Annotated in this window: 23 protein-coding genes and 1 tRNA gene; 11 read left to right on the top strand and 13 right to left on the bottom strand. The window is 67.4% G+C overall.

Going from position 1 to position 25,870, the window contains the following annotated elements:
* Positions 1 to 10 precede the first annotated feature (10 nt).
* Positions 11 to 322 (bottom strand): DUF4148 domain-containing protein, encoded by a 312-nt coding sequence (locus tag DID99_RS10130; protein ID WP_124666583.1) that lies wholly within the window; start codon positions 320 to 322, stop codon positions 11 to 13.
* Positions 323 to 777: 455 nt separating this feature from the next.
* Between DID99_RS10130 and DID99_RS10120 the strand changes: the two genes are divergently transcribed.
* Complete coding sequence (locus DID99_RS10120) at positions 778 to 2,418, top strand: L-lactate permease (RefSeq protein WP_124486726.1); 1,641 nt, start codon at positions 778 to 780, stop codon at positions 2,416 to 2,418.
* Between the two features lie 145 nt (positions 2,419 to 2,563).
* On the opposite strand, the gene DID99_RS10115 is transcribed toward DID99_RS10120, so the two are convergent.
* Entirely contained in the window at positions 2,564 to 3,472 is a 909-nt protein-coding gene (locus DID99_RS10115) for a LysR family transcriptional regulator (protein ID WP_124666581.1), read from the bottom strand.
* 229 nt (positions 3,473 to 3,701) lie between these two features.
* Here DID99_RS10115 and DID99_RS10110 point away from each other — a divergent pair, with 229 nt between their 5' ends.
* Positions 3,702 to 5,873 carry a phosphocholine-specific phospholipase C gene (locus DID99_RS10110; protein ID WP_124666580.1) on the top strand — a complete coding sequence of 724 codons (2,172 nt, stop codon included), beginning with the start codon at positions 3,702 to 3,704 and terminating at the stop codon, positions 5,871 to 5,873.
* Positions 5,874 to 6,076: 203 nt separating this feature from the next.
* Positions 6,077 to 6,802 (top strand): phosphonate utilization associated transcriptional regulator, encoded by a 726-nt coding sequence (locus DID99_RS10105; protein WP_124666579.1) that lies wholly within the window; start codon positions 6,077 to 6,079, stop codon positions 6,800 to 6,802.
* Between the two features lie 189 nt (positions 6,803 to 6,991).
* Here DID99_RS10105 and DID99_RS10100 read toward each other — a convergent pair whose 3' ends face one another.
* The 6 genes from DID99_RS10100 to DID99_RS10075 all read right to left on the bottom strand — a co-directional run bounded on the left by DID99_RS10100 (position 6,992) and on the right by DID99_RS10075 (position 14,325).
* A complete protein-coding gene (locus DID99_RS10100) occupies positions 6,992 to 7,264 on the bottom strand; it encodes a hypothetical protein (protein WP_124666578.1) in 273 nt (90 codons plus the stop codon).
* Positions 7,265 to 7,641: 377 nt separating this feature from the next.
* A complete protein-coding gene (locus DID99_RS10095) occupies positions 7,642 to 9,030 on the bottom strand; it encodes an FAD-dependent oxidoreductase (protein ID WP_124666577.1) in 1,389 nt (462 codons plus the stop codon).
* A 133-nt stretch (positions 9,031 to 9,163) separates the two neighbouring features.
* Positions 9,164 to 10,294 carry a 2-aminoethylphosphonate--pyruvate transaminase gene (locus DID99_RS10090; RefSeq protein ID WP_124486721.1) on the bottom strand — a complete coding sequence of 377 codons (1,131 nt, stop codon included), beginning with the start codon at positions 10,292 to 10,294 and terminating at the stop codon, positions 9,164 to 9,166.
* A gap of 48 nt (positions 10,295 to 10,342) precedes the next feature.
* The gene (locus DID99_RS10085; protein WP_124666576.1) at positions 10,343 to 12,070 is read right to left on the bottom strand and encodes a putative 2-aminoethylphosphonate ABC transporter permease subunit; all 1,728 of its coding nucleotides are present in this window, start codon (positions 12,068 to 12,070) and stop codon (positions 10,343 to 10,345) included.
* Positions 12,067 to 13,158, bottom strand: coding sequence for a putative 2-aminoethylphosphonate ABC transporter ATP-binding protein (locus DID99_RS10080; RefSeq protein WP_124666575.1), 1,092 nt, complete (start codon positions 13,156 to 13,158; stop codon positions 12,067 to 12,069). The genes DID99_RS10085 and DID99_RS10080 overlap by 4 nt, the downstream gene beginning before the upstream one ends.
* Before the next feature lie 111 nt (positions 13,159 to 13,269).
* Entirely contained in the window at positions 13,270 to 14,325 is a 1,056-nt protein-coding gene (locus tag DID99_RS10075; protein WP_124666574.1) for a putative 2-aminoethylphosphonate ABC transporter substrate-binding protein, read from the bottom strand.
* Between the two features lie 217 nt (positions 14,326 to 14,542).
* Between DID99_RS10075 and phnA the strand changes: the two genes are divergently transcribed.
* On the top strand, positions 14,543 to 15,781 hold the full coding sequence (gene phnA, locus DID99_RS10070) for a phosphonoacetate hydrolase (RefSeq protein WP_124520568.1): 1,239 nt from the start codon (positions 14,543 to 14,545) through the stop codon (positions 15,779 to 15,781).
* A 27-nt stretch (positions 15,782 to 15,808) separates the two neighbouring features.
* On the top strand, positions 15,809 to 17,263 hold the full coding sequence (phnY, locus tag DID99_RS10065) for a phosphonoacetaldehyde dehydrogenase (protein ID WP_124486716.1): 1,455 nt from the start codon (positions 15,809 to 15,811) through the stop codon (positions 17,261 to 17,263).
* Positions 17,264 to 17,353: 90 nt separating this feature from the next.
* Here the strand turns inward: phnY and DID99_RS10060 are convergent, their stop codons facing one another.
* Complete coding sequence (locus DID99_RS10060; RefSeq protein ID WP_124486715.1) at positions 17,354 to 17,629, bottom strand: hypothetical protein; 276 nt, start codon at positions 17,627 to 17,629, stop codon at positions 17,354 to 17,356.
* Between the two features lie 326 nt (positions 17,630 to 17,955).
* Between DID99_RS10060 and DID99_RS10055 the strand changes: the two genes are divergently transcribed.
* From DID99_RS10055 to DID99_RS10045, 3 genes are read left to right on the top strand one after another with little or no spacing between them, the layout of a single operon-like run.
* Positions 17,956 to 18,738, top strand: a complete 783-nt coding sequence (locus DID99_RS10055) for an amino acid ABC transporter substrate-binding protein (protein ID WP_124520566.1) — start codon at positions 17,956 to 17,958, stop codon at positions 18,736 to 18,738.
* 14 nt (positions 18,739 to 18,752) lie between these two features.
* On the top strand, positions 18,753 to 19,433 hold the full coding sequence (locus tag DID99_RS10050; RefSeq protein ID WP_124666573.1) for an amino acid ABC transporter permease: 681 nt from the start codon (positions 18,753 to 18,755) through the stop codon (positions 19,431 to 19,433).
* Positions 19,430 to 20,188, top strand: coding sequence for an amino acid ABC transporter ATP-binding protein (locus DID99_RS10045; RefSeq protein WP_124666572.1), 759 nt, complete (start codon positions 19,430 to 19,432; stop codon positions 20,186 to 20,188). The genes DID99_RS10050 and DID99_RS10045 overlap by 4 nt, the downstream gene beginning before the upstream one ends.
* A 29-nt stretch (positions 20,189 to 20,217) precedes the next feature.
* Here DID99_RS10045 and DID99_RS10040 read toward each other — a convergent pair whose 3' ends face one another.
* Positions 20,218 to 21,033, bottom strand: coding sequence for an alpha/beta fold hydrolase (locus DID99_RS10040; RefSeq protein ID WP_124570774.1), 816 nt, complete (start codon positions 21,031 to 21,033; stop codon positions 20,218 to 20,220).
* Between the two features lie 81 nt (positions 21,034 to 21,114).
* Between DID99_RS10040 and DID99_RS10035 the strand changes: the two genes are divergently transcribed.
* Entirely contained in the window at positions 21,115 to 21,729 is a 615-nt protein-coding gene (locus DID99_RS10035; RefSeq protein ID WP_124520564.1) for a CGNR zinc finger domain-containing protein, read from the top strand.
* A gap of 42 nt (positions 21,730 to 21,771) precedes the next feature.
* Here the strand turns inward: DID99_RS10035 and DID99_RS10030 are convergent, their stop codons facing one another.
* Together DID99_RS10030 and DID99_RS10025 are read right to left on the bottom strand one after the other, a co-directional pair.
* Positions 21,772 to 22,821, bottom strand: coding sequence for a DUF3592 domain-containing protein (locus DID99_RS10030; RefSeq protein WP_124666571.1), 1,050 nt, complete (start codon positions 22,819 to 22,821; stop codon positions 21,772 to 21,774).
* 190 nt (positions 22,822 to 23,011) lie between these two features.
* Positions 23,012 to 23,087, bottom strand: a tRNA-Lys gene (locus DID99_RS10025).
* A 191-nt stretch (positions 23,088 to 23,278) separates the two neighbouring features.
* Here DID99_RS10025 and DID99_RS10020 point away from each other — a divergent pair.
* Together DID99_RS10020 and DID99_RS10015 are read left to right on the top strand one after the other, a co-directional pair.
* Positions 23,279 to 23,683, top strand: coding sequence for a PaaI family thioesterase (locus DID99_RS10020; protein ID WP_044847342.1), 405 nt, complete (start codon positions 23,279 to 23,281; stop codon positions 23,681 to 23,683).
* A gap of 8 nt (positions 23,684 to 23,691) precedes the next feature.
* A complete protein-coding gene (locus tag DID99_RS10015; RefSeq protein WP_124570771.1) occupies positions 23,692 to 24,558 on the top strand; it encodes a patatin-like phospholipase family protein in 867 nt (288 codons plus the stop codon).
* 70 nt (positions 24,559 to 24,628) lie between these two features.
* Here DID99_RS10015 and DID99_RS10010 read toward each other — a convergent pair whose 3' ends face one another.
* Complete coding sequence (locus tag DID99_RS10010) at positions 24,629 to 25,642, bottom strand: D-2-hydroxyacid dehydrogenase family protein (RefSeq protein WP_044847344.1); 1,014 nt, start codon at positions 25,640 to 25,642, stop codon at positions 24,629 to 24,631.
* Positions 25,643 to 25,870 lie beyond the last annotated feature (228 nt).

Here is a 25,870-nt window from a genome sequence, read left to right as displayed (position 1 = left end):
TTCGTCCGCTTCAGTGATGCGCGTACGTGTCGCGATCGACCACGCGCGGCAGTGCCGGTTTTCCTGATTCCACATTCGCATGGCCGTTGCTGCCGTAGCCGGCCGCGTCGCCGCGCGCCTGCGCGGCGCGCTGCATGACCGCCTGCATGTTTTGCGGAAAGTCCGGGCTGCTGGCGAGACTCGGCCGGTAGCCGGCGGCCTGCAGTTCCGCGAGTTCCTGGCGAACTTGCGCGCGGGTCAGCGTCGACGCGGCCTGGGCCTGGGCGGCGACAGTCGAGCCGATCAGCAGGAATGCGCACGCCGCAAGTTTCATGGTTTTCATCGTGTTTGCTCCGTGAGGTATCCGGCGCCGCGCCCTTCGTCGGCGCGGGCGGAATCGATGCAGCCAGTCTAGGCTTCGGACGCCAAACGAAACACCCCGCGTGCCGTCAGTCACCTTTGTCGCCTGAGCAACATTGCGCCGGCGGCATGCTGGCGTGCGTGTCAGTGCGGCGCCAGCCGCCGTTCAGCGTGCGGCGGATTCCATGTGTCGACGCCGCGCGCATCGGGCTTGCCCTCCTTGTGCAAGCGCGATGCGCCTCCTAACCTTTTTTAAGCGACCGATCGGTCGGCGCTGCGGCATGGTTGCATGCGCAAGCGTCGGGTGATCTTCGCCGTCGTGGAACGCACGTTTGATACGGGACAGGAGCAAGCGCTAAAGCGCCAACTCCTGTCGACCGCGAAGCATGGGACAGGAGCAAGCGCTAAAGCGCTAACTCCTGTCGACACGGAGACACGATGAATCCCACCGCAACCCTGCCGCCCGGCATCCTGTTCGCGCAGCCGTTGACGCCCGTCGCCAACTCGCTGTTCCTGTCGTTCCTCGTCGCGGTGATCCCGATCGCGGTCGCGCTGATCGCGCTCGGCGTGCTGCGCCGGCCGGCATGGCAGGCGTCGCTCGCCGGCCTCGTCACCGGCCTCGCGGTCGCGATCGGCGCGTGGGGCATGCCGGCCGGCCTCGCGTTCAACGCGGTCGGCGCCGGCATGGCGCTCGCGGTCGTGCCGGTGATGTGGATCGTGTTCAACGCCTTGCTGCTGTACAACATCGCGGTGAAGTCGGGCCGCTTCGACCAGTTCCGGCAGTGGATGCTCGACCACCTGCCCGACGACCGCCGCCTCGTGCTGCTCGTCGTCGCGTTCTCTTTCGGCTGCCTGCTCGAAGGGATCTCCGGGTTCGGCACGCCGGTCGCGATCACCAGCGCACTCTTGATCGCGCTCGGCTTCCCCGCGCTCGAAGCGCTCACCTATACGCTGCTGTTCAACACGGCGCCAGTCGCGTTCGGCGCGCTCGGCGTGCCGATCACCGTGCTCGGCGCGGTCACGTCGCTGCCGCCCGCGACGCTCGGCGCGATGGTCGGCCGGCAACTGCCGTTCTTCGCGCTGCTGCTGCCGTTCTACGTGGTCGGCGCGTACGGCGGCCTGCGCTCGATCTCGAAACTGTGGCCCGCGCTGCTCGTGTCGGGCGCGAGCTTCGCGATCGCGCAGTTCGTCACGTCGAATTTCCTCGGCTACCAGCTCACCGACGTGCTGTCGTCGCTCACGTCGCTGATCGTCACGATCGGCTTCCTGCAGGTGTGGAAGCCGCAGCCCGATCCGCAATACGCGCTCGCGCGCAGCGTGCCCGCCACGGCCGGCGCCGCGCGCGCGGGCTTCGGCGGCTGGCTGCCGTGGATCGTCGTGTCGGTGGTCGTGATCGTCTGGGTGCACGCGAACATCGCGGCGATCGGCGACGTGAAGATCAAGTGGCCGGGCCTGCACAACGCGGTCTTCGTTTCGCTGTACCACAAGCCGTATGCGGCGATCTGGGACTTCCAGCCGCTCGGCACCGGCACCGCGATCCTCCTGTCGGCGATCATCACGGCCGTGCTGACGCGCACCGGCGCCGGCGCGTTCCTCGAATGCGTGGTCAAGACGTGGCGGCAGACGTGGATCGCGATCATCACGGTGATGATGATCGTCGGGCTTGCGTACCTGCTGAACTACTCGGGAATCAGCTACACGCTCGGCACCGGTGTCGCGTCGACCGGTGCGCTGTTCCCGCTCGTGTCGGCGTCGCTCGGCTGGATCGCGGTGTTCCTGTCCGGCAGCGACACGTCCGGCAACGCGCTGTTCGGCAACCTGCAGGTGGTCGCCGCGCGGCAGCTCGGCCTCGATCCGGTACTGATGGCCGCGACCAACTCGTCGGGTGGCGTGATGGGCAAGATGATCTCGCCGCAGAACATCGCGACGGGCGTCTCGACGACCGACCTGAAGGGGCAGGAAGGCATCGTGTTCGCGCGCACCTTCTGGCACAGCGTGATCCTCACGCTACTGCTCGGCGTGCTCGTGTTCCTGCAGCAGCACGTGCTGACGTGGATGATCCCCGCGCTGCCGAAGTGACGCGCGGCGGGAAGCGGCAAGGAAGGCACGGGGAACACAACGACGGAAGGCGCGGGAACAACGCAGGAACAACGCGGGAAACGCGCCCGGAAAAGCGCCGGGAAGCGCGAAGGGAAAAACGCGAAGCCGACGAACGCGCGGCGGCTCAGCGCGCGTTCACCGGCCGCGTCGCGTGCGTTGCGTCGCGGGTCGCGGTCTGCGCCGGTACGATGCACGCGAGGAACGCATCGATCGCCGGGCTTTGGCGGCGCGCCTTCAGGTAGTACACGTATTCGTCGATCGTCGTGTCGATGCCGCGCAGCGCGACGACGCGCAGGTCCGGGTGACGCTCGGCCTCGCCGCGCGGAAACAGGCTTCCGCCCACGCCATGCAGGATCGCCTCGCGGATCGCTTCGCGGCTGCCGATCTCGGCGACCGACGTGGCCGCGACCCCGGCCGCCGCGAGGATCGTCTCCGTGCAGCGACGCGTGACCGACCCTTCCTCGCGAATCAGGAGCCGCACGTCGGCGAGCTGCGCGGCGTCGATCGCGTCGAAGCGTGCGAGCGGATGGTCGCGATGCACGACGAGCACGAGCGGATCGGTCGAGATCACCTTGCGTTCGAGGCCGTCCGCGTCATTGCGCTGCGACGACACCGCGAGGTCGATGCGGAATTCGTGCAGCGCCTGCAGGATTTCCTCGGAATTGCCGATCCGGCACGTGAGCGCGATCGACGGATGCGCGTGCGAGAAGCGGCCGACCGCGTCCATGATGTAGTACGGCCCGGTCGCGCCGATCCGCAGATGGCCTTCGAACAGGCCACCGACGTTGCGCAGCATGATGTCGGCCTGCGCCTCGAGCGCGATCATCTTCTCGACGAGCGGCAGCAGCTCGATGCCGGTCTCGGTGACCTCGAGCTTGCGGCCGCTGCGATAGAACAGCTCGACGCCGTACAGCTGCTCGACCTGCCGGATCTGCGCGGCGATCGTCGGCTGGCTCACGCCCAGGTGGCGCGCGGCGCGCGTGATGCTGCCCTGCCGGACGGTCGCGTGGAACGCCTTCAGCTGATCGAACACGACTCGGCTTCTCCCCCCTCTTCATCGCGCGTCAGCGTAGCGCATGCGTGTGTCGGCCACGTGAAAGGTGCGTCGTGCGCCGCTTCGAAAAAAAGCTGGGGGTGACCGCAAGAAACCTGCTGGAACCGGTCACGGCCGGGACATGCCGGTGCGGAGTAATAGCGGCAACGCACCGACCGCCGGCCCCGCTCGACCGGCGCCACCCTTACCGACCCACAGGATCCTCCTCATGTCCGCCACCAATCGACGCGATTTCCTGCGCCTCGCCGCCCAGTCGGCCGGCGCGATGGCCGCCTACGCCGGCTTCCCGCCGGCGATCCGCAAGGCGCTCGCGATGCCGGCCGCCTATCGCACCGGCACGATCCGCGACGTCGAACACGTCGTGATCTTCATGCAGGAAAACCGCTCGTTCGATCATTACTTCGGCGGGCTGCGCGGCGTGCGCGGCTTCAACGACCCGCGCCCGCACCTGCTGCCCAACGGCGCGCCGGTGTGGCAGCAGCCGCCGGCGTCGGTGTTCACGAAGAACTACCACTCGCGCGGGCTCGACCCGTCCGCGCCGTACGTGCTGCCGTTCTACCTCGACCCGAAGCAGACGACCGAATTCCAGCCGGGCACCAACCACGGCTGGAGCAGCGGCCACCTGTCCTGGAACAACGGCCAGTGGGACCAGTGGGTGAACCAGAAGCAGGACGTGCTGACGATGGGCTACCTGAAGCGCCAGGACCTCACGTACCACTACGCGCTCGCCGACGCGTTCACGATCTGCGATTCGTACTTCTGCTCCGCGCACGCCGACACGGCGCCGAACCGCATCTACCTGTGGACCGGCACGATCGATTCGCGCAACGTGTACGGCACGCAGCCGAACGGCCCCGGCATCGGCGAGCGCAACAACACGAACGGCTACACGTGGACGACCTACGCGGAACGCCTCGAGAACGCGAAGATCAGCTGGAAGCTGTACCAGGGCGGCACGGGCATCCCGGGCGACCCGACGGACAACTACACCGACAACTCGCTGATGTTCTTCAAGCGCTTCCAGGTGAAGGAAGGCGCGAGCGGCCCGCTGGTCGACAAGGGCGCGTCGGACCACACGCTCGCCGAGCTGAAGGCCGACGTGCAGGCGAACCGGCTGCCGCAGGTGTCGTGGATCGTGTCGCCGTACAAGTACAGCGAACACCCGCAGGCGTCGCCGACCGACGGCGCGTTCTACATCAACATGGTGCTCGAGGCGCTGACGTCGAACCCCGAGGTGTGGGCGAAGACGGTGTTCATCCTCAATTACGACGAAAACGACGGGCTGTTCGACCACGTCGTGCCGCCGGTGCCGCCGGTCACGAGCGGCGTGGGCGGCCAGGGCATCGTGTCGTCGAACCTGCTGTCGAACCTCGGCGACGAACTGCTCGACCTGAACAAGTACCCGGGCGAGATGAGCCCGCTCGTGCCGGGTGCGGACCCGGGGGGCATCCAGCCGATCGGCCTCGGGCCGCGCGTGCCGCTGATCATCATCTCGCCGTGGACGAAGGGCGGCTGGGTCTGCTCGGAGACGTTCGACCACACGTCGGTGCTGCGTTTCCTCGAAGCGCGCTTCGGCGTGCAGGAGCCGAACATCAGCGCGTGGCGCCGCTCGGTCTGCGGCGACCTCACGTCGGCATTCGATTTCTCCGCGCGACCCGATACGCGCACGGTGAGCTTCACGGTGCCGCAGCACATCCAGACGGCCGGCCAGGCGTACCAGGTGCCCGCGCAGCAGTCGATGCCGGCGCAGGAGCCCGGCACGCGTCCGGCGCGGGCGCTGCCGTACGAGCTGTTCGTGCATACCCGCGTGAACGGCCGCGACGACAGCGTGTCGCTCGATTTCGCGAATTCGGGTGACGCGGGCGCCGCATTCTACGTGTACGACCGCCGCAATCCGGCGACGCCGCCGCGCCGTTACGCGGTGTCCTCGCACGACCGCTTCGCCGATACCTGGAGCACGTCGGCCGCGCGCGGCGACTACCATCTCGCCGCCTATGGCCCGAACGGCTATCTGTGCGAATTCCAGGGCAACACGCGGCTGGCCGCGGACGGCCGCCACGCGAATCCGGAAGCGAAGATCGGCTACGACGTGCGCAACCGCCACGTGTACCTGCAGCTGCGCAACAGCGGCGGCGCGGCGTGCCGCGTGGTCGTCGACAACGCGTACAGCCATGCGCATGCACGCAGCTACACGCTGGAGCCGGGCGAGCGCATCGAGGATCACTTCGAGCTGTCGTCGAGCCACGGCTGGTACGATCTGACGATCACCGCGACCACGCTGCGCGGTGGCGACGACAAGGTCGTGCGCCGCTTCGCGGGCCACGTCGAGACGGGGCGGCCGAGCCAGAGCGACCCTGGGCCGGTGAAGCAGCCGGCCTGACGGCAGGCCCGCATCGAGCGGTCCGGCGTGCTCATGCCGGCCGCACGATGCCGCGTGCCGGTTGCATTCCGGCACGCGGAACCGGTTTTTGGAAACTGGAAACTGAAAACTGTTGACAATGTATCGGGCCGAGGGTATATAACGATCATTCGCCGACATGGCGCCCTCGTTTTTTCTTCCGCAGCGCCGCTGCCTGCCCGACCATGACTGCCCCGAACGCGCTCAACGCCATCGAACTCCTGCAAAGCCAGTCGCTCGCGATGATTGTCCAGGACATGCTCGAGCGCGCGATCGTGTCCGGCGAATATGCGCCGGGCGAGAAGCTCAACGAAGTCGATATCGCGACCAGGCTGAACGTGTCGCGCGGCCCCGTGCGCGAAGCATTCCGCGCGCTCGAGCAGGCCGGGCTGCTGCGCAACGAGAAGAATCGCGGCGTGACGGTGCGCGTCGTGCCGCTGCGCGAGGCCGAAGAGATCTACGAAGTGCGCGCGATGCTCGACGAGTCGGTCGCGCGCGCGCTCGCGAAACGCATTTCGCCCGACACGCTGAAGGTGCTGAAGGGCATCATCCAGTCGATGAAGGATGCCGCGAAGACGCACGACGTCACGCGCTATACCGAGCTGAACGTGCAGTTCCACGACGCGATGGTGGTCGGCGTCGGCAATACGCATCTCACCGACACCTATCGCCGGCTCGTGCGCCAGCTCGGGCTGCTGCGCCAGGCCGCGATCGAGGCCGAGGAGGATGCGATCGCGGTGTCGGCGGCCGAGCACGACAAGATCGTGCAGGCGCTCGCGAGCGGCGACGAGGAGAAGGCGGTCGCACTGGTGCGCGAGCATGTCGCGCACGGCCTCGCGCGGATGCGCTGCACGCACGAGCAGGGGTTGCCTGCGGCGGGGAAGGCGGCGCGTGAGAAGGCCGGCGCGTGAGCGGGTTGCGGCGCGGGTTTCACCGCGCGTCGATGGCGACAGGGCGCTGAACCGATCGGTCAGCGCCTTTTGTGTTTACATCGTTCGCATGGTGACGTGCGGTGTGCGATGCGCGTTGTGCCTGGCGGGTTCAGTTCCTGCCGAAGATGACGAGATCCGAGCCGATTGGGGTGATCGTCGGCGCGTTGATCATTTGCCGCTCCGTTTATCAAAGAAATCGTCCAGGACCCAGCCAGTACCAGTCTCGCAGCGCACCTGTGTGTAGGCGTAAATTTTTGCGGCGCGATCCGCCAATGGCACGCAGGATTCGCCTTTCCTGATCGTAAAGACGGGCTGGGTTCGATCGTCATTCGGCTCGGCGAAGGCAGGCATGTCTTGAAGCGCCGTCCATTTTTCGTCTATGTGCTTCGAGCATGCGCTGATCATCACGATGAGTGCGGGCAATAGAAGAAACCGTGTCATTTCTTCGGATGTCGTCGGACGAGTTGATGAGGGAGTCGATGGTATCGCGTTGCATGCCGATTTGTTGGCAATGCAGATAATTCAAGACGCTATCCCGGTAAGACTCTATCGACCGCCGATAGCGGCATGTTTGAATCGTGGACCCGAAGATATGGATCGTGTGCGCCAGGACGCGTCCTATAGTCATGCTGTTCTTTGCATGCAGCGCCGCCGGTTCGAGAGAAGACACCACGCTGGTGATTTGACTTGTTCTATCGAAGGACTTCGCGTGTTCGCGATCTGGTGAGGCGATACACGCGTTTCGATAAAAATCGGCGATGCCGCAACGTTCACGAGCGCTGTGCGTTACTTGCCCCTTTATTGCATGGCGCCCGCCATCACGCCTTGTCCGCCTTCCCCGCCGCGCTCGCGAACTTCGCGAGCCACGTATCGACCATCGCCGGCCTCCGGCTCTCATCCTCCGCACGCTCCTTGCGACGAATCGCATTGCGCACCACGTGCGCGCCCACATAGCGGATCGGCTCCGGCGGGAAATGGCCGAGCGGGCCGCGCACGATCGGGCTGCGCGTCCACGCGTTGTCGAGCCCGAGCACCAGCGACGACAGGATCTGCCCGCCCATGTAGGTCGGCCCGACGCCGTTGCCTGAATAGCCGAAGCCGTAGAACACGTTCGGCGCGCCATCGAGGCGACCGAAGAACGGGAAGCCCGTCACCGAGCGATCCGACGGGCCGTTCCAGCTCGCGGTGACCGGCACGCCCGCGAGCGACGGAAAGAATTCGCGCAGGCTCTGCGTGAGCTGCGCCTCGTACGGCGAGCGCCGGTCGAACACCGGCGCGATGCGGCTGCGCCACGAGAACGTGTTGCCGCCCTTGCCGAGCATCAGCCGGCCGTCGGCGGTCGTGCGGTAGTAGTACACGAAGATCCGCGAATCGAGCACCGACACGCCGTCGACGAGCCCGGTCCGTTCCAGCAGTTCCGGGCATTTCTCGGTGATGACCATGTCGCTCGACACGACCGCGATCGTGCGCTCGAACTGCGGGAAGCGGCTCGCCATCCACGCGTTGATCGCGAACACCAGCTTGCCGGCGCGCACGCTGCCGGACGGCGTCCGAACGACGGCCGGCTGCCCTGGCGTGAAGTCGACGAGCGGCGTGCGCTCGTAGATCCGGATCCCCATCTCGAGCGCGACGCGGCGCAGCCCGCGCACGAGCTTGCCCGGATGCACGGTCGCGGCGATCGGCGAGTACACGCCGTCGAGATTGCGGGCGGAGCCCGTGCGGCGCGCGACCTCGGCGGCCGGCAGCGGCTCGTAGCTGTGGATACCGCACGCGGCGAGCGCGTCGAGCACCGGCGCGAGCGTGCCGACCTGCGCGCGCGACGTCGCGGTGTACAGCGTGCCGTCGAGCCGCAGTTCGGCATCGATGCGATGCGTGCGACAGAAGTCGGCGATGTGCTGGACGGCCGCCTCCGACGCCTTCACGAGCCGGATCGCCTCCGCTTCGCCGAACAGGCGCCGCAGCGTCAGGAATTTGGCTGACCACGTGAGCAGGCACCCGCCGTTGCGCCCGCTCGCGCCGGCGCCGCACAGGTCGGCCTCGAGCATCGCGATGTCGAGCGCCGGGTTCTGCTGCTTCGCCTGGATCGCGGTCCAGAGTCCCGTGAAGCCGCCGCCGACGATGCAGACGTCGGCCTCTATCGCGCCCTGCAGCGCGGGGGCGAGATCGCCGTCGTTGAACAGTGCTTGTTCGATCCAGAAGGGTCGCATCGGATGTCGTGCCGGTAAGGGTCGAGAGAATTGCCGTGCCGCACACGGCGGTAAAACGCAAAACGAAAGCGAACCCGTCGCACCGCAACGCACGGCGACCGGCCGCGCGCCGCGGTACGGCGGATGCCTCGCGTCAGGCCGCCGCTTCGGCCGACACGCGCCGCACGCCCATCGCCTTCAGCGTGTCGGCGATCGCGGCGACCGCGCCCGGAATGCCGGCCTCGCCGAAGTGGCCGATGCAGCCGACGCGGAACGTGTCGACCTCGGTCAGCTTGCCCGGATACAGAATGTAGCCGCGCTTTTTGACCTCCTGATAAAACCGCTTGAAGTCGTAGTTCGGATCGTCCGGCGCATGGAACGTGACGATGATCGGCGCCTGGATCGCGGAATCGAGGAACGGCCGGAACCCGAGCGCGCGCATTCCGTCGATCAGCGCGCGCGTGTTGCGCTGGTAGCGGCCACCTCGTGCGGCGAGCCCGCCTTCGTCGACGTATTGCGCGACGGCCGCATCGAGCGCCGCAACCACGTGCGTGGGCGGCGTGAAGCGCCATTGCGTCGTGCGCTGCATGTAGACCCACTGGTCGTACAGGTCCATCGCGAGCGAATGGCTGTTGCCTTCGCAGCGTTCGAGCGCGGTGCGCTTCGCGATCACGAAGCCGAGCCCCGGCACGCCTTCGAGACACTTGCCGGACGCGGCGATCACCGCGTCGAACGGCGTCGTGCGCGCATCGATGTCGATCGCGCCGAACGAGCTCATCGCGTCGACGATCAGCCCGCGGCCGTGTTTCGCGACGACCTGCGCGACTTCGTGCAGCGGGTTCAGCACGCCGGCGCCGGTTTCGCAGTGCACGAGCGCGACGTGCGTGATGGTCGGATCGCCGGCGAGCGCGCGCTCGACGTCGGCCGGATCGACGCGGCGGTCCTCGCTGTAGTCGATCGTCGTGAGCTTGCGGCCGAGCACGCGGCAGATCTTCGCGAGGCGCTGGCAGTACGCGCCGTTGTTCGGCACCAGCACGTGGCCGTCGCGCGGCACGAGCGTGCCGATCGCCGCCTCGACCGAGAACGTGCCGCTACCCTGCAGCGGCACGCATTCGTGCGTGCCTTCGCCGTGCACGATCTGCAGCAGCCGTTCGCGCAGCCGCGCGGTGATCGCGTTGAAGTCGCTGTCCCACGAACCCCAGTCGCGCAGCATCGCGTCGCGCGTGCGCTCCGAGGTCGTCAGGGGGCCGGGGGTGAGCAGGATGGGCTGGGTGGCGAGCGTCATGGTGTCTCCTTGGTGAAGTCGGGACGTCACGTGAATGCGGCGAACGGATCAGCGGCGATGCGGGGTGCGCCAGGCCTGCGTGCGGCGCAACAGGCGGTGCGAGATGCAGGCGAACAGCACGCACGCGAACGACGAGGTCGCGAGTACGAGCGTCGCCATCGCGGCGGCCGGGCCCATCTGGCCCGCGTCGTCGAGGTTCAGGATCGCGACGGAGGCGGGCTGCGTGTCCGGCGAGTACAGGAACGCGACGGCGGAGACCGTCGTCATCCCGTTGACGAACAGGTAGCGCGCGATCAGCAGGATCGCGGGCAGGCACACGGGCACGGTCACGCGCAGGAAGGTCTTGTAGAACGGCACCTTCAGCGACGCGGACACGGCCTCGAACTCGCTGTCGATCTGCCGCAGCGCGGTGACGGCGGTCAGGTGGCTCGACGCGTAGTAGTGGACGACCGTGACGATCGCGAGCAGCCACAGCGACCCGTACAGCCCGTTGAGCGGATTGCCGGGCGCGTTGAACAGGAAGATGTAGCTGATGCCGAGCACGAGGCCCGGCACGCCCATCGGCAGGATCGCGCACAGGCTGATGAAGCCGCGCAGCCAGCGTGCGCCGCGGGTCTTCTCGATCAGGTAGGCGCCGCCGAACACGACGATCGTGCCGCCGAGCGCGACGGTCGCGGCCATCCGCAGGCTGTTCTTGTACGCGTCGAAGATGCCGGCGCCGATCAGTCCCATCTCGTAGTGCTGGAGCCCGACGCTCATCTGGTACGGCCAGAACTTCACGAACGACGCGAACACCGAGATGCCGACCACCGCGACGAAGAACGCGCACACCAATGCGCAGTACGCGAGCATCGCGGCGTCGAATCCGCGTGACGGCTTCGGCTGGTACGGCGTCGAGCGCGCGCCGAGCTGCGACTGCTGGCGGCGGCGGATGAAGAAGTCGACACCGAACGCGACCAGCGCCGGGCACAGCAGCATCAGGCTCACGACCGCGCTGCGGTTGAAGTCCTGCAGCCCGATGATCAGCTTGTAGATGTCGGTCGACAGCACGTTGTACGAGCCGCCGATCACGACCGGCACGCCGAAGTCGTTGATGCACATCGTGAAGGCCACCATCGTCGCGCTGATCAGCCCGTACTTCGCGCCCGGCAGCGTGATCGTGAAGAACTTGCGCACGCGGCTCGTGCCCATCGCGTCGGCGGCTTCGTAGAGCCGGCCGTCCGCGAGCGACAGCGCGGTGACGAGGATCATCAGCACGTGCGGAAACGATGCGTACACCATGCTCAGCACGATCCCCGGCAGTCCGTAGATCGAGTGGCCGTGCAGCAGCGGCTTGAGCAGCCCCGCGTTGCCGAACCAGTAGATGAACGACACGGCGGACAGCAGCGTCGGCGCGAGCAGCGGCAGTAGCGCGATCGTGCGTGCTGCGTTCTTCAGCGGCATGCACGAGCGTGTCAGCGCATACGCGAACGTGAACGCCATCGGCACGACGATCATCGTGACGAGCGCGCCGACCGTCAGCGAATGAAGCATCGAGCGCAGCACGCCGCTGTCCTCGAGATACTCGACGAAGTTGTGTGCGCCGACGAAGCGGCCGTCCGTATCGACGAAGCATTTCTGCACGACGAGCGCGAGCGGCAGCAGCAGGAACAGCGACATCAGCGCGGCCATCGCGACGAGCGCGAGCTGTGCGAGGCGGTCGTGCCAGTGCGTGAGCTGCCGCACGTCGGCGGAGGCGGCCGCGCCGCGGCGGCGTTCGGTGAGGACGGCGCTCATTGCAGTCGCTCCTTCGCGCTGGGGAACACGCGGACATGCTCGCGATCGAGCGCGAGGTCGATGCGTGCGCCGGCCTGCACGCCGGTGCGGTCGACGTCGTGATACGACAGGTCGGCGACGACTTCCTGGCCGTCGAGCCCGTCGATCCGGAAGCTCACGCGACAGAACGCGCCGAGGAACTCGAGCTTCTCGACGCGGCCGGCCAGCACGTTGTCGGCCGTCTCGCCCGGAATGCGGATGCGCAGATCCTCGGGCCGCACGTAGACCGACACGGCCGCGCCCTGGGCCGGCCGGTTCGCGCCATGCCGGCAGTCGAAGCTGATGCCGCCCGCGCGCAGCGTGCCGTCCTGCGCGACTTCGGCGGGGATCGTGTTGACGCGGCCGATGAAGTCCGCGACGAACGGCGACGCGGGCTGGCGGTAGATTTCGAGCGGCGTGCCGATCTGCTCGATCACGCCGTGATTCATCACGACGATGCGGTCGGCCATCGACAGCGCCTCTTCCTGGTCGTGCGTGACCATGATCGTCGTCACGCCGAGCCGCTGCTGCAGCGCGCGGATCTCCTGGCGCAGCCGCACGCGCACGCGCGCATCGAGTGCCGACAGCGGCTCGTCGAGCAGCAGCAGGCCGGGCGACGTCGCGAGCGCGCGCGCGAGTGCGATGCGCTGCTGCTGGCCGCCGGACAGTTGGCCCGGATGCTTGCGATGGCTGTCGGGCAGGCCGACCAGCGCGAGCAGCGTATGCACGCGCTCGTGGATCGCGTCGCGCTTCATCCTGCGGTTCACGAGCCCGTACGCGACGTTGTCGAAGACGGTGAGGTTCGGAAACAGCGCGTACGACTGGAACACGATCCCGTAGTCGCGCAGTTGCGGCGGCAGCCGCGAGATGTCGCGGCCGTCCTGCATGATGTGGCCGGCGCTTTGCGCCTCGAGCCCCGCGATGATCCGCAGCAGCGTGGTTTTCCCGCAGCCGGACGGCCCCAGGAAGCAGATCATCTCGCCCTTCATCACGCTCAGGTTGATGTCGGTGAGGACCTGTGTGTCGTTGTACCGCTTTTCGATGCGTTCTACGCTCAGATAGGGTGCCATGCACGCCTCCACGCTGCGGGCGGCCCGGATGCGGGCCGGATACGACGATCGGAAGGGAGGCGGGGCGGCGCGTGTGGCGGCCCCGCTGCCTGGTGCGGCGTTATCGCCGCGTCATTGCTGCGCTTTCGCCCCGTAGCGCTTCTGCCAGGTATCGAGGATCGACTGACGGTTCTTCGCCGACCACACGAAGTCGTTCTTCACGAGCAGGTCCGCGTAGTTGTCGGGGATGCCGGCCAGCTTGCGCGCGACGCCCGGGTACGCGACGATCGCCCACCAGCGCGCGGTGATCTCGTTCGCGTCCTTGCTCGCCATGAAGTCCGCGAGCTTCTTCGCGGCGTCGGGCTGCCTGGTCGTCTTCATGATCGCGGTGCCTTCCATGTCCCAGCCGAGCCCTTCCTTCGGGAACACGAGATCGATCGGCGCGCCCTGCGCCTGCAGTTCATGACCGCGGAACTCGAACGAGATGCCGATCGGGAATTCGCCGGTGCCGGCGAGCGTGCACGGCTTCGAGCCCGAATGCACGTACTGCGCGACGTTCTTGTCGAGCGCGTCCATGAATTTCCAGCCGCGATCGTCGCCGAAGGTCTGCAGCCACGCGGTGACGTCGAGATAGCCAGTGCCCGACGACACCGGGCTCGGCATCACGATCGCGCCTTTGTAGACCGGCTTCGTCAGGTCTTCCCACGACGTCGGCTTCGGGATGTTCTTCGCCTGCGCGGCGACGCGGTTGTAGCAGATCGTCGCGCCCCACACGTCCATGCCGACCCAGTGCGGCGGCGTGTTCGCGTCGCTGTACTTGCGCGTGAGCTGGTCGAAGCCCTTCGGCGCATACGGCATCAGCATCCCCTGCAGGTCGAGCAGCGTGAGGCTCGATGCGGCGAGGCCGAGGATGACGTCCGCGCGCGGGTTGTTCTTCTCCGCGAGCAGCTTCGCGGTGACCGAGCCGGTCGAGTCGCGCACCCAGCGGATCTCGATGTCGGGGTTCGCTTTCTCGAAGGCGTCCTTGTAGGGCTTCATCGCCTCGTCCTCCAGCGCGGTGTAGACGAGCAGCGACGTCTTCGCATGCGCCGCCTGCGCCGCGCCGAGCGCGACCGCGGCGGCCAGCGCGACGCGCGCCGCGCCCGCCGCCCATGCATTGAAACGCTTCTGTACCGGCACTTCGTTCATCTTCAGACCCCTTGACCGTGGCGCCGCGGCATGCGGCGGATGAGTGGAGACCAGCCCTCTTCGTACTGCCTCGTGTTTCCGTCTTTTGCTTTCTGTTCTCTGCATGTTGTTGACAATCTACAAATCATCAATTTTAATGTCAAGCATGGAAAACACCTCCTCGGCGCGGCGCGGGCGCCGACAGCTCAACCCCTTCGAACCGAAAGGACTGAACGTCATGACTGAAACGCCTGTATCCGTGGAAGTGAACGGCCGCCGCTACAACTGGATGCGCCGCCCCGTGGTGGTGGTCTGCGTCGACGGCTGCGCCTATGAGTATCTCGAGATGGCGGCCGAGGCCGGCGTCGCGCCGTTCCTGCGCACGCTGCTGAAGCCGGGCACGGCGCTCAAGGGCGAGTGCGTGGTGCCGAGCTTCACGAACCCGAACAACCTGTCGATTGTTACCGGCGTGCCGCCGGCGATCCACGGGATAAGCGGCAACTACTTCTACGATCGCGACACCGGCGCCGAGGTGCTGATGAACGATCCGAAGTACCTGGTCGCGCCCACCGTGCTCGCGACCTTCGCCGAGCAGGGCGCGCGCGTCGCGGTCGTCACCGCGAAGGACAAGCTGCGCCGCCTGCTCGGCAAGGGGCTCAAGGGCATCTGCTTCTCGTCGGAGAAGGCCGACGAGGCGAGCCTCGAGGAAAACGGCATCGACAACGTGCTCGAGCTGGTCGGCAAGCCGGTGCCGAGCGTGTACAGCGCGGACCTGTCGGAGTTCGTGTTCGCGGCCGGCGTGCGCCTGCTCGAGACGCGCCCGATCGACCTGATGTACCTGTCGACGACCGATTACGTGCAGCACAAGTGCGCGCCCGGCACCGACGGCGCGAACGCGTTCTACCAGATGATGGACGCGTACCTGAAGCGGCTCGACGAACTCGGCGCGATCGTCGCGATCACGGCCGACCACGGGATGAACGCGAAGCACGACGGCGAGACCGGCGAGCCGAACGTGATCTATCTGCAGGAGCTGTTCGACGACTGGCTCGGCCACGACGCGGCGCGCGTGATCCTGCCGATCACCGATCCGTACGTCGTGCACCACGGCGCGCTCGGCTCGTTCGCGACCGTCTACGTGCCGGACGACGCCGATCCCGACGCGCTGCGCGCGCGGCTCGCCGCGGTGGACGGCATCGAGGTCGTGCTGACGGGCGCCGAAGGCTGCGCGCGCTTCGAGCTGCCGCCCGAGCGGATGGGCGACCTGATCGTGATCTCGAAGCAGGACGTCGTGCTCGGCACGCGCCGCATCAAGCACGACCTGTCGGGCCTCGACGTGCCGCTGCGCTCGCACGGCGGGATCTCCGAGCAGATCGTGCCGCTGATCTTCAGCAAGCCGGTCGCGACCGACGTCGCGGGCCGCGCGCGGCTGCGCAACTTCGACATCATCGACATCGCGCTCAACCATCTGCAGTGACGCGGACGCATCCGCCAGGAGACACTCATGAACGCCATTGCAGCATCGACGGAGGTTCGCACGGTACATCGTGAAGCACTGCGAATCGATGGTGAAAGGATTCAGCGCGATGCGGTAATCGAAGTGCGCAACCCGTACGACGGCTCGCTCGTCGGCACCGTGCCGAAGGCGACGCTCGACGACGTGCGGCGCGCATTCGCGGTCGCGCGTGCGTACCGGCCATCGCTCACGCGCCACGAACGCGCGGCGATCCTGCGCCGCGCGGCCGACATCGTGCGTGCGCGCACCGCCGGGATCGCGGCGCTGATCACGGCCGAGGCCGGCTTGTGCATCAAGGATTCGACGTATGAAGCCGGGCGCGTGGCCGACGTGCTCACGTTCGGCGCGGGCGAAGTGCTGAAGGACGACGGACAGATCTTCTCGTGCGATCTGACGCCGCACGGCAAGAAGCGCCGCGTGTACACGCAGCGCGAACCGCTGCTCGGCGTGATTTCCGCGATCACGCCGTTCAACCATCCGATGAACCAGGTCGCGCACAAGGTCGTGCCGTCGGTCGCGACCAACAACCGGATCGTCGTGAAGCCGTCGGAGAAGGTGCCGCTGTCGTGCTACCTGTTCGCGGACATCCTGTATGAAGCCGGCCTGCCGCCGCAGATGCTGCAGGTGATCACCGGCGACCCGAAGGAGATCGCCGACGAGCTGATCACGAATCCGGCGATCGACCTGATTACGTTCACCGGCGGCGTGTCGATCGGCAAGTCGATCGCGTCGCGGATGGGCTACCGGCGCGCGGTGCTGGAACTCGGCGGCAACGATCCGATCATCGTGATGGAGGACGCCGATCTCGACGAAGCGAGCACGCTGGCGGTGTCGGGTTCGTACAAGAACTCGGGGCAGCGCTGCACCGCGATCAAGCGGATGCTCGTGCACGAGGCGGTGGCCGATCGCTTCACCGAGCTGGTCGTCGAGAAAACCCGCGCGTGGGCCTACGGGAACCCGGCCGATCCGTCGGTCGACATGGGCACCGTGATCGACGAAGCGGCCGCGAAGTTCTGCGAGCAGCAGGTGAACGACGCGATTGCGCGCGGTGCGCGGCTTCTGGTCGGCAACGTGCGCGACGGCGCGCTGTATTCGCCGACGGTCGTCGATCGCGTGACGCCCGACATGCCGCTCGTGAAGTACGAGACATTCGGGCCCGTGTCGCCGATCATGCGTTTTCGCGACATCGACGAGGCGATCCGGATGTCGAACAGCACCGACTATGCGTTGTCGTCGTCGGTCTGCACGAACCGCTTCGACAGCATCACGCGCTTCATCACGGAGCTGGAAGTCGGCAGCGTGAACGTGCGCGAGGTGCCGGGCTACCGGCTCGAGCTGACGCCGTTCGGCGGCGTGAAGGATTCGGGCCTCGGCTACAAGGAAGGCGTGCAGGAGGCGATGAAGAGCTTCACGAACACGAAGACCTACTCGCTGCCGTGGTAAGCGGTGTGTGATGCACACGCGCCGGCTCGAAGGCCGGCGCGCGCAATTTCCCCATGACGGGAGGCGGCCGCGACAGCCGCCAGGCGACGGTCAATCGTCGTCGTGATGGTGATGACGCCAGCCGCGATGCCAGCCGTTGTCGTGCCGGTAGTAGCGGTAACGGTATTCGCCGTAGTACGGGCCGTAATAGACCGGCGCCGGCTCGTACACGACGGGCGGCGGCGGCGCGTAGTAGACAGGCGGCGGCGCCTCGATCACGGGCCCCGGCACGCCGAAATACACGCCGACGTCGGCACGCGCGAACGCACTTGCCGACAGGCAGGCGGCCGCGATGCCGACGGCACTGGACAACAGGATGCGTCTCATTTGCCGTTCACTCCGTCCGCGGGGACCAGGCCCGCGAGCAATCGTTTTACCTGCCTTCATGGTACGTAGCGCATGCCCAATGGGTGATACCGCAGTGTCGCTTCTGTAACCGCAGGTAACGATTCGTCAGACGATCGCCGCGCTGCATCGCGTGGGATTTCGTCTGCGGAACGGGCGCGGCTCGCCGGCGCGTTATTCGACGCGCTCATATCGTTAGCGGATTTGCGTTTTTGCCGGATATCGGCGCGTCGGTAGAATTCGCGGACCTCTCGCGCGGCCGTTCGGGCCGGCGGGTCCACTCCCTTCCATCGTTCGGGGTCCGCACCATGAAATTCCTTCGCTCCATCCTGGTCGTCGCATTGCTGCAGGCCACTGCCGTCACGAGCGCGCTGGCGGCCGACGATCTCGCGCAGATCAAGTCGGCCGGTGTGTTCCGGGTCGGCACCGAAGGCACGTACGCACCGTTCACGTATCACGATGCGTCGGGCAAGCTGACCGGCTTCGACGTCGACATTGCGAGCGCGATCGCGCAACGGCTCGGCGTGAAGGCGGAGTTCGTCGAAGGCAAGTGGGACGGGCTGATCGCGGGCCTCGACGTGAACCGCTACGACGCGGTCGTCAACGAAGTGTCGATCACCGATGCGCGCAAGGCGAAATACGATTTCTCGACGCCGTACATCACGTCCCGCGCGGTGCTGATCGTGCGTGCGGACAACACGTCGATCCGCTCGTTCGACGACCTGAAGGGCAAGAAATCGGCGAACACGCTGACCAGCAATTTCGGCAAGCTCGCGGCCGCGCACGGCGCGGACGTGGTGCCCGTGCAGGGCTTCAACGAATCGATCGACCTGCTGAGCGCGGGGCGCGTCGACGCGACGATCAACGATTCGTTGTCGTACCTCGATTTCCGCAAGCACAAGCCCGACGCGAAACTGAAGATCGCGGCGACCGACACGAGCGGCGCCGGCGATGCATCGGGCGTGCTGCTGCGCAAGGGCAGTCCCGCGCTGGTGGCGGCGATCGACAAGGCGCTCGCGGACATCAAGGCCGATGGCACCTACGCGAAGATCTCGCAGAAGTACTTCGGCCGCGACGTGTCGCAGCCGTGACGCGAGGCTGACCGATGCCGCCCTGGCTGCACTTGATGGCGGAATCGCTGCGGCCCCTGCTGGTGGCGGGGCTCGTGTTCACGGTTCCGCTCGCGCTCGCGTCGTTCGCGATCGGCCTGCTGCTCGCGTTCGGCGCGGCGCTCGCGCGCCTGTTCGGGCCGCGCTGGGCGCAGGCCGGCGTGCGTTTCTACATCTGGCTGTTTCGCGGCTCGCCGCTGCTCGTGCAGCTGTTCGTGATCTTCTACGGGCTGCCGAACGTCGGCATCGTGCTCGATCCGCTGACCGCCGCCGTGATCGGCTTCTCGCTGAACGTCGGCGCGTACAACGCCGAGGTGATCCGCGGCGTGATCGAATCGATCCCGAAAGGGCAGTGGGAAGCCGCGTACTCGATGGCGATGACGCGCGCGCAGGCGCTGCGCCGCGCGATCCTGCCGCAGGCCACGCGCGTCGCGCTGCCCGCGCTGTCGAATTCGTTCATCTCGCTGGTAAAGGACACGTCGCTCGCGGCCGTGCTGACCGTGCCCGAGATCTTCCAGGCCGCGCAGCGCATCGCAGCCGTCACCTACGAGCCGCTGATCCTCTATACCGAAGCCGCGCTGATCTATCTGCTGTTCAGCTCGGTGCTCTCGTCGCTGCAGCGTCGGCTCGAGCTGCGCTTCGGGCGCCATGCGCTGTTCCACGCGGAGTTGCGATGATCCGTCTCGAACGCATCGACAAGTCGTTCGGCGCGCAGCGCGTGCTGACCGGCATCGACCTCGCATTGCAGCCCGGCAGCGTGACCGCGTTGATCGGGCCGTCCGGCAGCGGCAAGAGCACGCTGCTGCGCTGCGTGAACCTGCTCGAAGTGCCGGAGGCGGGCGCGCTCACGGTCGGCGACGCCCGCATCGACTTCGCGGCGGGGCACCGCCCGTCGCGCGATCACGTGTTCGCGGTGCGCCGTCAGACCGGCATGGTGTTCCAGAACTTCCAGTTGTTTCCGCACCTGAGCGTCGTGCAGAACGTGATGGAAGGGCTCGTGACCGTGCAGCGCTGGCCGCGCGACCAGGCGCGCGAACGGGCGCTCGCGTTGCTGGACAAGGTCGGTATCGCCGACAAGGCCGACGCATGGCCCGCGACGTTGTCGGGCGGCCAGCAGCAGCGCGTGGCCATCGCACGCGCGCTCGCGCCGTCGCCGCAGGTGCTGCTGTGCGACGAGCCGACGTCCGCGCTCGATCCCGAATTGTCCGTCGAAGTCGTCGAAGTGTTGCGCCAGCTCGCGCGGGAAGGCACGACGATGCTGATGGCCACGCACGACCTGCGCCTGGCTGCGTCGGTCGCGCACGATGCGGTGTTTCTCGCGGATGGCCGCGTGGTCGAGGCCGGCGCGTCGCGCGAGCTGTTCGGGCGGCCGCGAGATCCGCGCACCGCGAAGTTCGTCGCGACGCTCGCGCAGGGCGTGCCGGCCTTCTGATTGGCCACGCCACGCGGCTGCGTGGGCGATCATTCCTGTCCGTGTGCGTCGAGCACCGCGGCGACGATCGCCTCGGGCGCATCCTCCTGGACCAGGTGCCCCGCGCGCGGCACGCGGATCAGCGTGCCGCCCGCGATGCGATCGGCGAGCGCCTGCCCCTGTTCGCGCGGAATCCACGCGTCGTCCTCGCCCCACACGATGCGCACCGGAAAGTCCGGCGGCGCATAACGGGCCTCGGCTTCCTCGATATAGCGCTGGCGCATCTGCGCGATCTGCCGATAGAACGCCGGCTGGCCGGCCGGCGTGAGCCACGGCGAGCGGTAGATCGACAGCACGTCGTCGCTCAACGGCCGTGCGACCGCATTGCCGATGTAGGCCGACACGAGTGCGTGATGCGCATACGCCGGCAGCCCGGTGAACGCGGCTTCGTGCTGCGCGACGTGACGCACGAACGGCGAGCCTTGCGGCGCGATCGCGACGGGGTTCACGAGTGTCAGGTCCGAATACGCGATACCGTCGAGGAAATGCGCGCGCAGCACGGTTGCGCCGCCGTAGTCGTGCGCGAGTACGCGCGGGCGTGAGAGTTTCCATTCGGCGAGCAGCGCGCCGAACAGCGCGTTCTGCCGGCCGAGCGAGACGTCCGTGTCGGGCATGTCCGACTGGCCGTAGCCGAGCAGGTCGTAGAAGAACACGCGATGACGCCGTGCGAGCCACGGCGCGATGCGGCGCCACACCTGCGACGAGAACGGCGTCCCGTGCACGAGCACGAGCGGCGGCCCTTCGCCGAGCGTGCCCCATGCGATCCGGTGACCTTCAAAATTGTAGCGATTGGCGAGCTCGAGCATCGGTGCCTCCGTGCTAACCTGTTTTGGTTGTTAACAGGTTACGCTTGTTCACTCGGATGTGAAACCGATAGGTGAAAATAAATGGTTACTCGACACGAGCCTGCGCGAGCGGCGCATACATGGCGTGCGGCCGATTTCGTCGGCGGCCATCCGGCGCTCGATTTCCTGAACACGGTGGCCGACACGGGCAAGACGCGCGATGAGGACAAACTCGTCGACTGGCCGGCCGTGCGTGCCTGGGCCGGGAAGTCGGGGTTGCTGGCGGAGGCCGACCTGACGCGGTTTCTGCGTCATCCCCGGCAGGACGGCGCGGACGAACTCGTCGCGCTGCACGGTTTTCGCGAGGATGCGTATGCGGCGCTCGCGCACCTGACGGCCGGCGAAGGCGGCAGTGCCGGCGCGCGAGCGGCGGACCGGCTCGCCGAGGCGATTCGCGATGCGATCGGGCGCAGCAGATTCGACGCGGTCGACGGCCGCTTCGCGTGGCGGCCCGATGCGCGCGCCGCGTCGCGCTGGATCGACGCGGCCGCGCTCGGGTTCGAGCATCTGCTGCGCGGCGACGATTTCGCGCGCGTGCGCCAGTGCGGCCGCTGTACGTGGTTCTTCGTCGATCGCGGCCGCGGCGTCGGACGCCGCTGGTGCGACATGCGCACGTGCGGCAACCGAGCGAAGGTGGAGGCGTTCAGGGAGCGGTGAAGCCGGGGCCGCGACGTTGACGGCCCGGTTCTTCCGCGTTCGTCATTCGGCGAGTTCGTGCGGCCGAGGCTCGGGCCACAGCGCCCCGACGACGAACAGTCCGGCGACGAGGAACGGCGCGCCGATCGCGAACAGGATGGCCGTGAGCCCCCACCGGTCCCAGAACCGGTCGATGACCGCGCGCTCGGGCGTGACGGGGTCGTACAGCACGTCGACCACCTCGCCTTCGTACAGCCCGGGGCGCGACGAGGTCGAGCCTTGCGCGAACGTGACGGGGCGGCCGCTGTCGGTCATGAACGCGATGGTCGCCGAATAGAGCGACGTGCGCGTGCGGGACGACTGGGCGGTTTCGGCGATCTCGACGACATGGCCGGTCGAGTGCGCGTAATGGCGGGCGATCTGCCACTGGCGCAGCCCGGCGGCGCCGGCGCCGGCCAGGAAGCCGGTGCCGATCGCGATCGGAATCAGCACGATCGCGATGTTCCAGCGGCGCCGGACCGCTTTGCGGGCGGCTGGCGCAGACAGCGCGTCGGCCTGCCGGCCGCGGCGCGCGTTCACGTACAGCAGGCTACCGATCGCCAGCGATGCGACTGCAAGCAGCGCCGGCACCGCGACGGGCAACCAGCGTTGCGTGAAATCGTCGATCAGTGCGGGACGGTTCGGATGGGCCGGATCGACCAGGACGTCCACGCTTTCGCCGATGTCGTAGGCCGGGACCACCGATGCGGTATTGCCGGCGACTTCGCGGCGGCGGCCGTCGTTCGCCAAATAGGCGACGATCGGGCGGTATGCACGCATCGCGTCGCTGTCCTGCACGATGCGCACGACCGTGCCCGGCGTACGGATCAGGTCGCCGGCCGCATGGCTCGCGGTGACGGCGAGCATGGCTGCGACCACGAGCAGCGCAACGCCGAGCGCGAGTGCGACGAGCGCGTCCTTACGCGGCATGGCCGGATCCGTAGTGCGCGTCACGCGACGGGCCCGGATGCGATCGGGGGGAGGAGGCGACACGATGTGCGTGCCGTTGTCGGCGTGACCATGCCCTCTGAATGGTCGCGTCTCGTTCACATGATTCCATGTCTGACGTCCCATGCTCTCTCAGTGCCGGCGGCGATACGGCGATCGCCGTCCCGGTCGTGTGATATTTTGTCGGACGATTCTAGCGGAAAGTACCTGGGCGAGGCATCAATGTGATTGCCCGTCGCGAGGAGGGGCCGAGGCCGGGCGGCGCCGGAAATGGAAAAAGGCCGGTCAGCTTGCGCTGACCGGCCTTTGGAATTCCTGGTGGGGCGTGAGTGACTCGAACACTCGACCTACGGATTAAGAGTCCGCTGCTCTACCAACTGAGCTAACGCCCCCAACAGAAGAAAGATTATGCCCGTGTATTTTGGACTTGGCAAGCCCTTTCTGCGAATTTCCTCAAAATATTTCGTGGCGGCGACGGCGGCCGTCGCCGCGGTAATGAGCCATCGCAGTTGGCGCGCTCCCGGTATGATGACGTCCACACCCGTTGCGCGGCGGTCGCGCAACGTTTTCTGGACATTCGAAGATGGACGAAAACGCAGTCCGCGAATTGCTGGATCGCCTGCTGGCCCCGTGGGTCCGCTCGCTCGGTCTGGTCCCCGTATCGATCGGCGACGACAGCGTCACGATGCGCCTGCCGTTTTCCGGCGAATTCCGTCATTCGGGCGGGGTCATCTGCGGCCAGGTGTTCACGGCCGCCGCCGACACCGCGATGGTGGTCGCGATCTCGGCCGCGCTCGGCGAGTTCCGGCCGATGACCACCGTCTCGCTGAACACGAACTTCATGCGTCCGGTGCGCAAGGGCGACGTGCTCGTCACCGCGCGCGTGCTGCGGATGGGCCGCAACCTGGTATTCGGCGAAGTCGAGCTGTTCGACGAGGACGGCAAGATGGCCGTTCACGCGACGTCGACCTACGCGCTCGTCAGCTGAGCGGCGCGATGTTCGACCAGATCGTCTTCGCGGGCGGCGGCAATCGCTGCTGGTGGCAGGCCGGCTTCTGGGACGTCGCGCAGCCGGCGCTCGGCTTGCGCCCGCGCGTGATCGCGGGGATCTCCGCCGGCGCGGCGACCGCCTGCATGCTGTATACACGCGACGCCGCGTGGGTGATGCGCTATTACGAGGAAGCGCTGCGCCACAACCGCAAGAACGCGTACTGGGGCAACCTGTTCGGCCGCGAGCCGGTGTTTCCGCATTACCGGATCTACCGTCAGGCGCTGCTCGACATCTACGGCGAGCCGTTCGCGCGGCTCGCCGACGCGCCGGAGATCCGCATCGGCGTGTCGCACGTGCCGCGCTGGCTCGGCGCGCGCAGCGCGGTCGCCGCGGGCCTCGTCGCATACAACATCGAAAAGTACCTGCGCAAGACGCTGCACCCGACGCTCGGGCGCACGCTCGGTTTCCGGCCCGAGTTCGTGCGCGCGCAGGCGTGCGCGAGTGTCGAGGAGCTCGCCGACCTGATCCTGCAGTCGTCGTGCACGCCGCCGTTCACGCCGGTGCTGCGCCGCGACGGCCGGCCGGTACTCGACGGCGGGATGGTCGACAACGTGCCGGTCGACGCGCTCGACACGTCGCCGGGCGACGTGCTGGTGCTCGTCACGCGGCTGTATCCGCGCCCGCAGATGTTCACGGTCGCGCACGGCGACCAGCGGCGGCTGTATGTGCAGCCGTCGAGCAAGGTGCCGATTTCGAGCTGGGATTACACGAGTCCGTCGCAGATGCGGCATGCGTACGACCTCGGACGGCGCGACGGCGAGCATTTCCTCACGCGCGTCGACGCAATGACGGGCGGCCGCGTGGCCGCCTGAAGGCGGGAAGCCCGGCAGCAGAGCCGCGCGGCCAGCGCGCCCCGTGCCGGTCAGCACCGGTCGGAGTCGGTCAGCGCACGCGGCGCGGCGTCAGCGCTTCCGGATTGACGACGCTCGACATATCGCCCTGGTCGAACGCGAGGATGTTCTTGAACGCCGCGCTGAAATAGAGCTCGTAGCTTTCGCGCTCGACGTAGCCGATGTGCGGCGTGCAGATCACGTTTTCCATTCGCAGCAGGCTGTAGCCCTGCAGGATCGGCTCGCTCTCGAACACGTCGATCGCGACCATCCCCGGACGGTTGTGCGACAGCGCGTTGACGAGCGCGTTCTCCTCGAGCAGCTCGGCACGGCTCGTGTTGACGAGCAGCGACGTCGGCTTCATCCGCATCAGGTCTTCCTGCTTGACGATCCCGCGCGTGTCGTCGTGCATGCGCAGGTGCAGCGACAGCACGTCGCTCTGCTCGAACAGCGCTTCGCGGCTCTCGGCGGCCGTGTAGCCGTCGGCGCGCGCGGCCTCGAGCGAATGCTCGCGGCCCCAGATCAGCACGTTCATCCCGAACGCCTTGCCGTAGCCGGCCACCAGCCGGCCGATCTTGCCGTAGCCCCAGATGCCGAGCGTCTGGCCGCGCAGCACCTGGCCGAGGCCGAAGTTCGGCGGCAGCGCCGACGTCTTCAGGCCCGACTGCTGCCACGCCCCCTGCTTCAGGTTCGCGACGTATTGCGGAATGCGGCGCTGGGCGGCCATCACGAGCGCCCAGGTCAGCTCGGCGGGCGCGACCGGCGAACCCGTGCCTTCGAGCACCGCGATGCCGCGGTCGGTACACGCTTCGAGGTCGATGTGGCTCGAGATGCGGCCGGTCTGGCTGATCATGCGCAGGTTCGGCAGCTTGGCGAGCAGTTGCGACGAAATCGGCGTGCGCTCGCGAATCAGCACGAGCGCCTCGACTTCCGCCAGGCGGCTCGCGAGTTGCCCCAGGCCGCGTACCGTGTTGTTGAAGACCTTCACGTCGTGCTCGGCGAGCATCTCGAAGCAGTTCAGCTTGCGGACGGCGTCCTGGTAGTCGTCGAGGATGGCAATTTTCATGATCAGCGGGAGTCGCGCGTTGAAAGCGGCAGCGGCGGCGGCGCAGGTCGCGCACCCGTCCCGCCCGGCCGGGGCCGACATGATGCTACGTCGGCGCACGTCGTGGTGTCTTTTTAACAGGTTGTTACGCTCCGCCGCAATCGGCGCCGGCCTGAGCCGGCGCCGCTCCCCTCGGACGCGTCGGGATGCGATGTTGTGTCGCATCAGACACGTCCTTTCTGATTCGGC

It is taken from the genome of Burkholderia sp. Bp8986 (genome assembly GCF_003854225.1).
Taxonomy (GTDB): Bacteria; Pseudomonadota; Gammaproteobacteria; order Burkholderiales; family Burkholderiaceae; genus Burkholderia.
This window is presented reverse-complemented; position numbering and strand designations above follow the sequence as displayed.

Bases quoted from the DNA above. Each gene is read 5' to 3' on its own strand.
- DID99_RS10130 (WP_124666583.1), bottom strand. From the start codon at position 322: ATGAAAACCATGAAACTTGCGGCGTGCGCATTCCTGCTGATCGGCTCG.
- DID99_RS10120 (WP_124486726.1), top strand. From the start codon at position 778: ATGAATCCCACCGCAACCCTGCCGCCCGGCATCCTGTTCGCGCAGCCG.
- DID99_RS10110 (WP_124666580.1), top strand. From the start codon at position 3,702: ATGTCCGCCACCAATCGACGCGATTTCCTGCGCCTCGCCGCCCAGTCG.
- DID99_RS10105 (WP_124666579.1), top strand. From the start codon at position 6,077: ATGACTGCCCCGAACGCGCTCAACGCCATCGAACTCCTGCAAAGCCAG.
- DID99_RS10100 (WP_124666578.1), bottom strand. From the start codon at position 7,264: ATGACACGGTTTCTTCTATTGCCCGCACTCATCGTGATGATCAGCGCA.
- DID99_RS10095 (WP_124666577.1), bottom strand. From the start codon at position 9,030: ATGCGACCCTTCTGGATCGAACAAGCACTGTTCAACGACGGCGATCTC.
- DID99_RS10090 (WP_124486721.1), bottom strand. From the start codon at position 10,294: ATGACGCTCGCCACCCAGCCCATCCTGCTCACCCCCGGCCCCCTGACG.
- DID99_RS10085 (WP_124666576.1), bottom strand. From the start codon at position 12,070: ATGAGCGCCGTCCTCACCGAACGCCGCCGCGGCGCGGCCGCCTCCGCC.
- DID99_RS10080 (WP_124666575.1), bottom strand. From the start codon at position 13,158: ATGGCACCCTATCTGAGCGTAGAACGCATCGAAAAGCGGTACAACGAC.
- DID99_RS10075 (WP_124666574.1), bottom strand. From the start codon at position 14,325: ATGAACGAAGTGCCGGTACAGAAGCGTTTCAATGCATGGGCGGCGGGC.
- phnA (WP_124520568.1), top strand. From the start codon at position 14,543: ATGACTGAAACGCCTGTATCCGTGGAAGTGAACGGCCGCCGCTACAAC.
- phnY (WP_124486716.1), top strand. From the start codon at position 15,809: ATGAACGCCATTGCAGCATCGACGGAGGTTCGCACGGTACATCGTGAA.
- DID99_RS10060 (WP_124486715.1), bottom strand. From the start codon at position 17,629: ATGAGACGCATCCTGTTGTCCAGTGCCGTCGGCATCGCGGCCGCCTGC.
- DID99_RS10055 (WP_124520566.1), top strand. From the start codon at position 17,956: ATGAAATTCCTTCGCTCCATCCTGGTCGTCGCATTGCTGCAGGCCACT.
- DID99_RS10050 (WP_124666573.1), top strand. From the start codon at position 18,753: ATGCCGCCCTGGCTGCACTTGATGGCGGAATCGCTGCGGCCCCTGCTG.
- DID99_RS10045 (WP_124666572.1), top strand. From the start codon at position 19,430: ATGATCCGTCTCGAACGCATCGACAAGTCGTTCGGCGCGCAGCGCGTG.
- DID99_RS10040 (WP_124570774.1), bottom strand. From the start codon at position 21,033: ATGCTCGAGCTCGCCAATCGCTACAATTTTGAAGGTCACCGGATCGCA.
- DID99_RS10035 (WP_124520564.1), top strand. From the start codon at position 21,115: ATGGTTACTCGACACGAGCCTGCGCGAGCGGCGCATACATGGCGTGCG.
- DID99_RS10030 (WP_124666571.1), bottom strand. From the start codon at position 22,821: ATGGGACGTCAGACATGGAATCATGTGAACGAGACGCGACCATTCAGA.
- DID99_RS10020 (WP_044847342.1), top strand. From the start codon at position 23,279: ATGGACGAAAACGCAGTCCGCGAATTGCTGGATCGCCTGCTGGCCCCG.
- DID99_RS10015 (WP_124570771.1), top strand. From the start codon at position 23,692: ATGTTCGACCAGATCGTCTTCGCGGGCGGCGGCAATCGCTGCTGGTGG.
- DID99_RS10010 (WP_044847344.1), bottom strand. From the start codon at position 25,642: ATGAAAATTGCCATCCTCGACGACTACCAGGACGCCGTCCGCAAGCTG.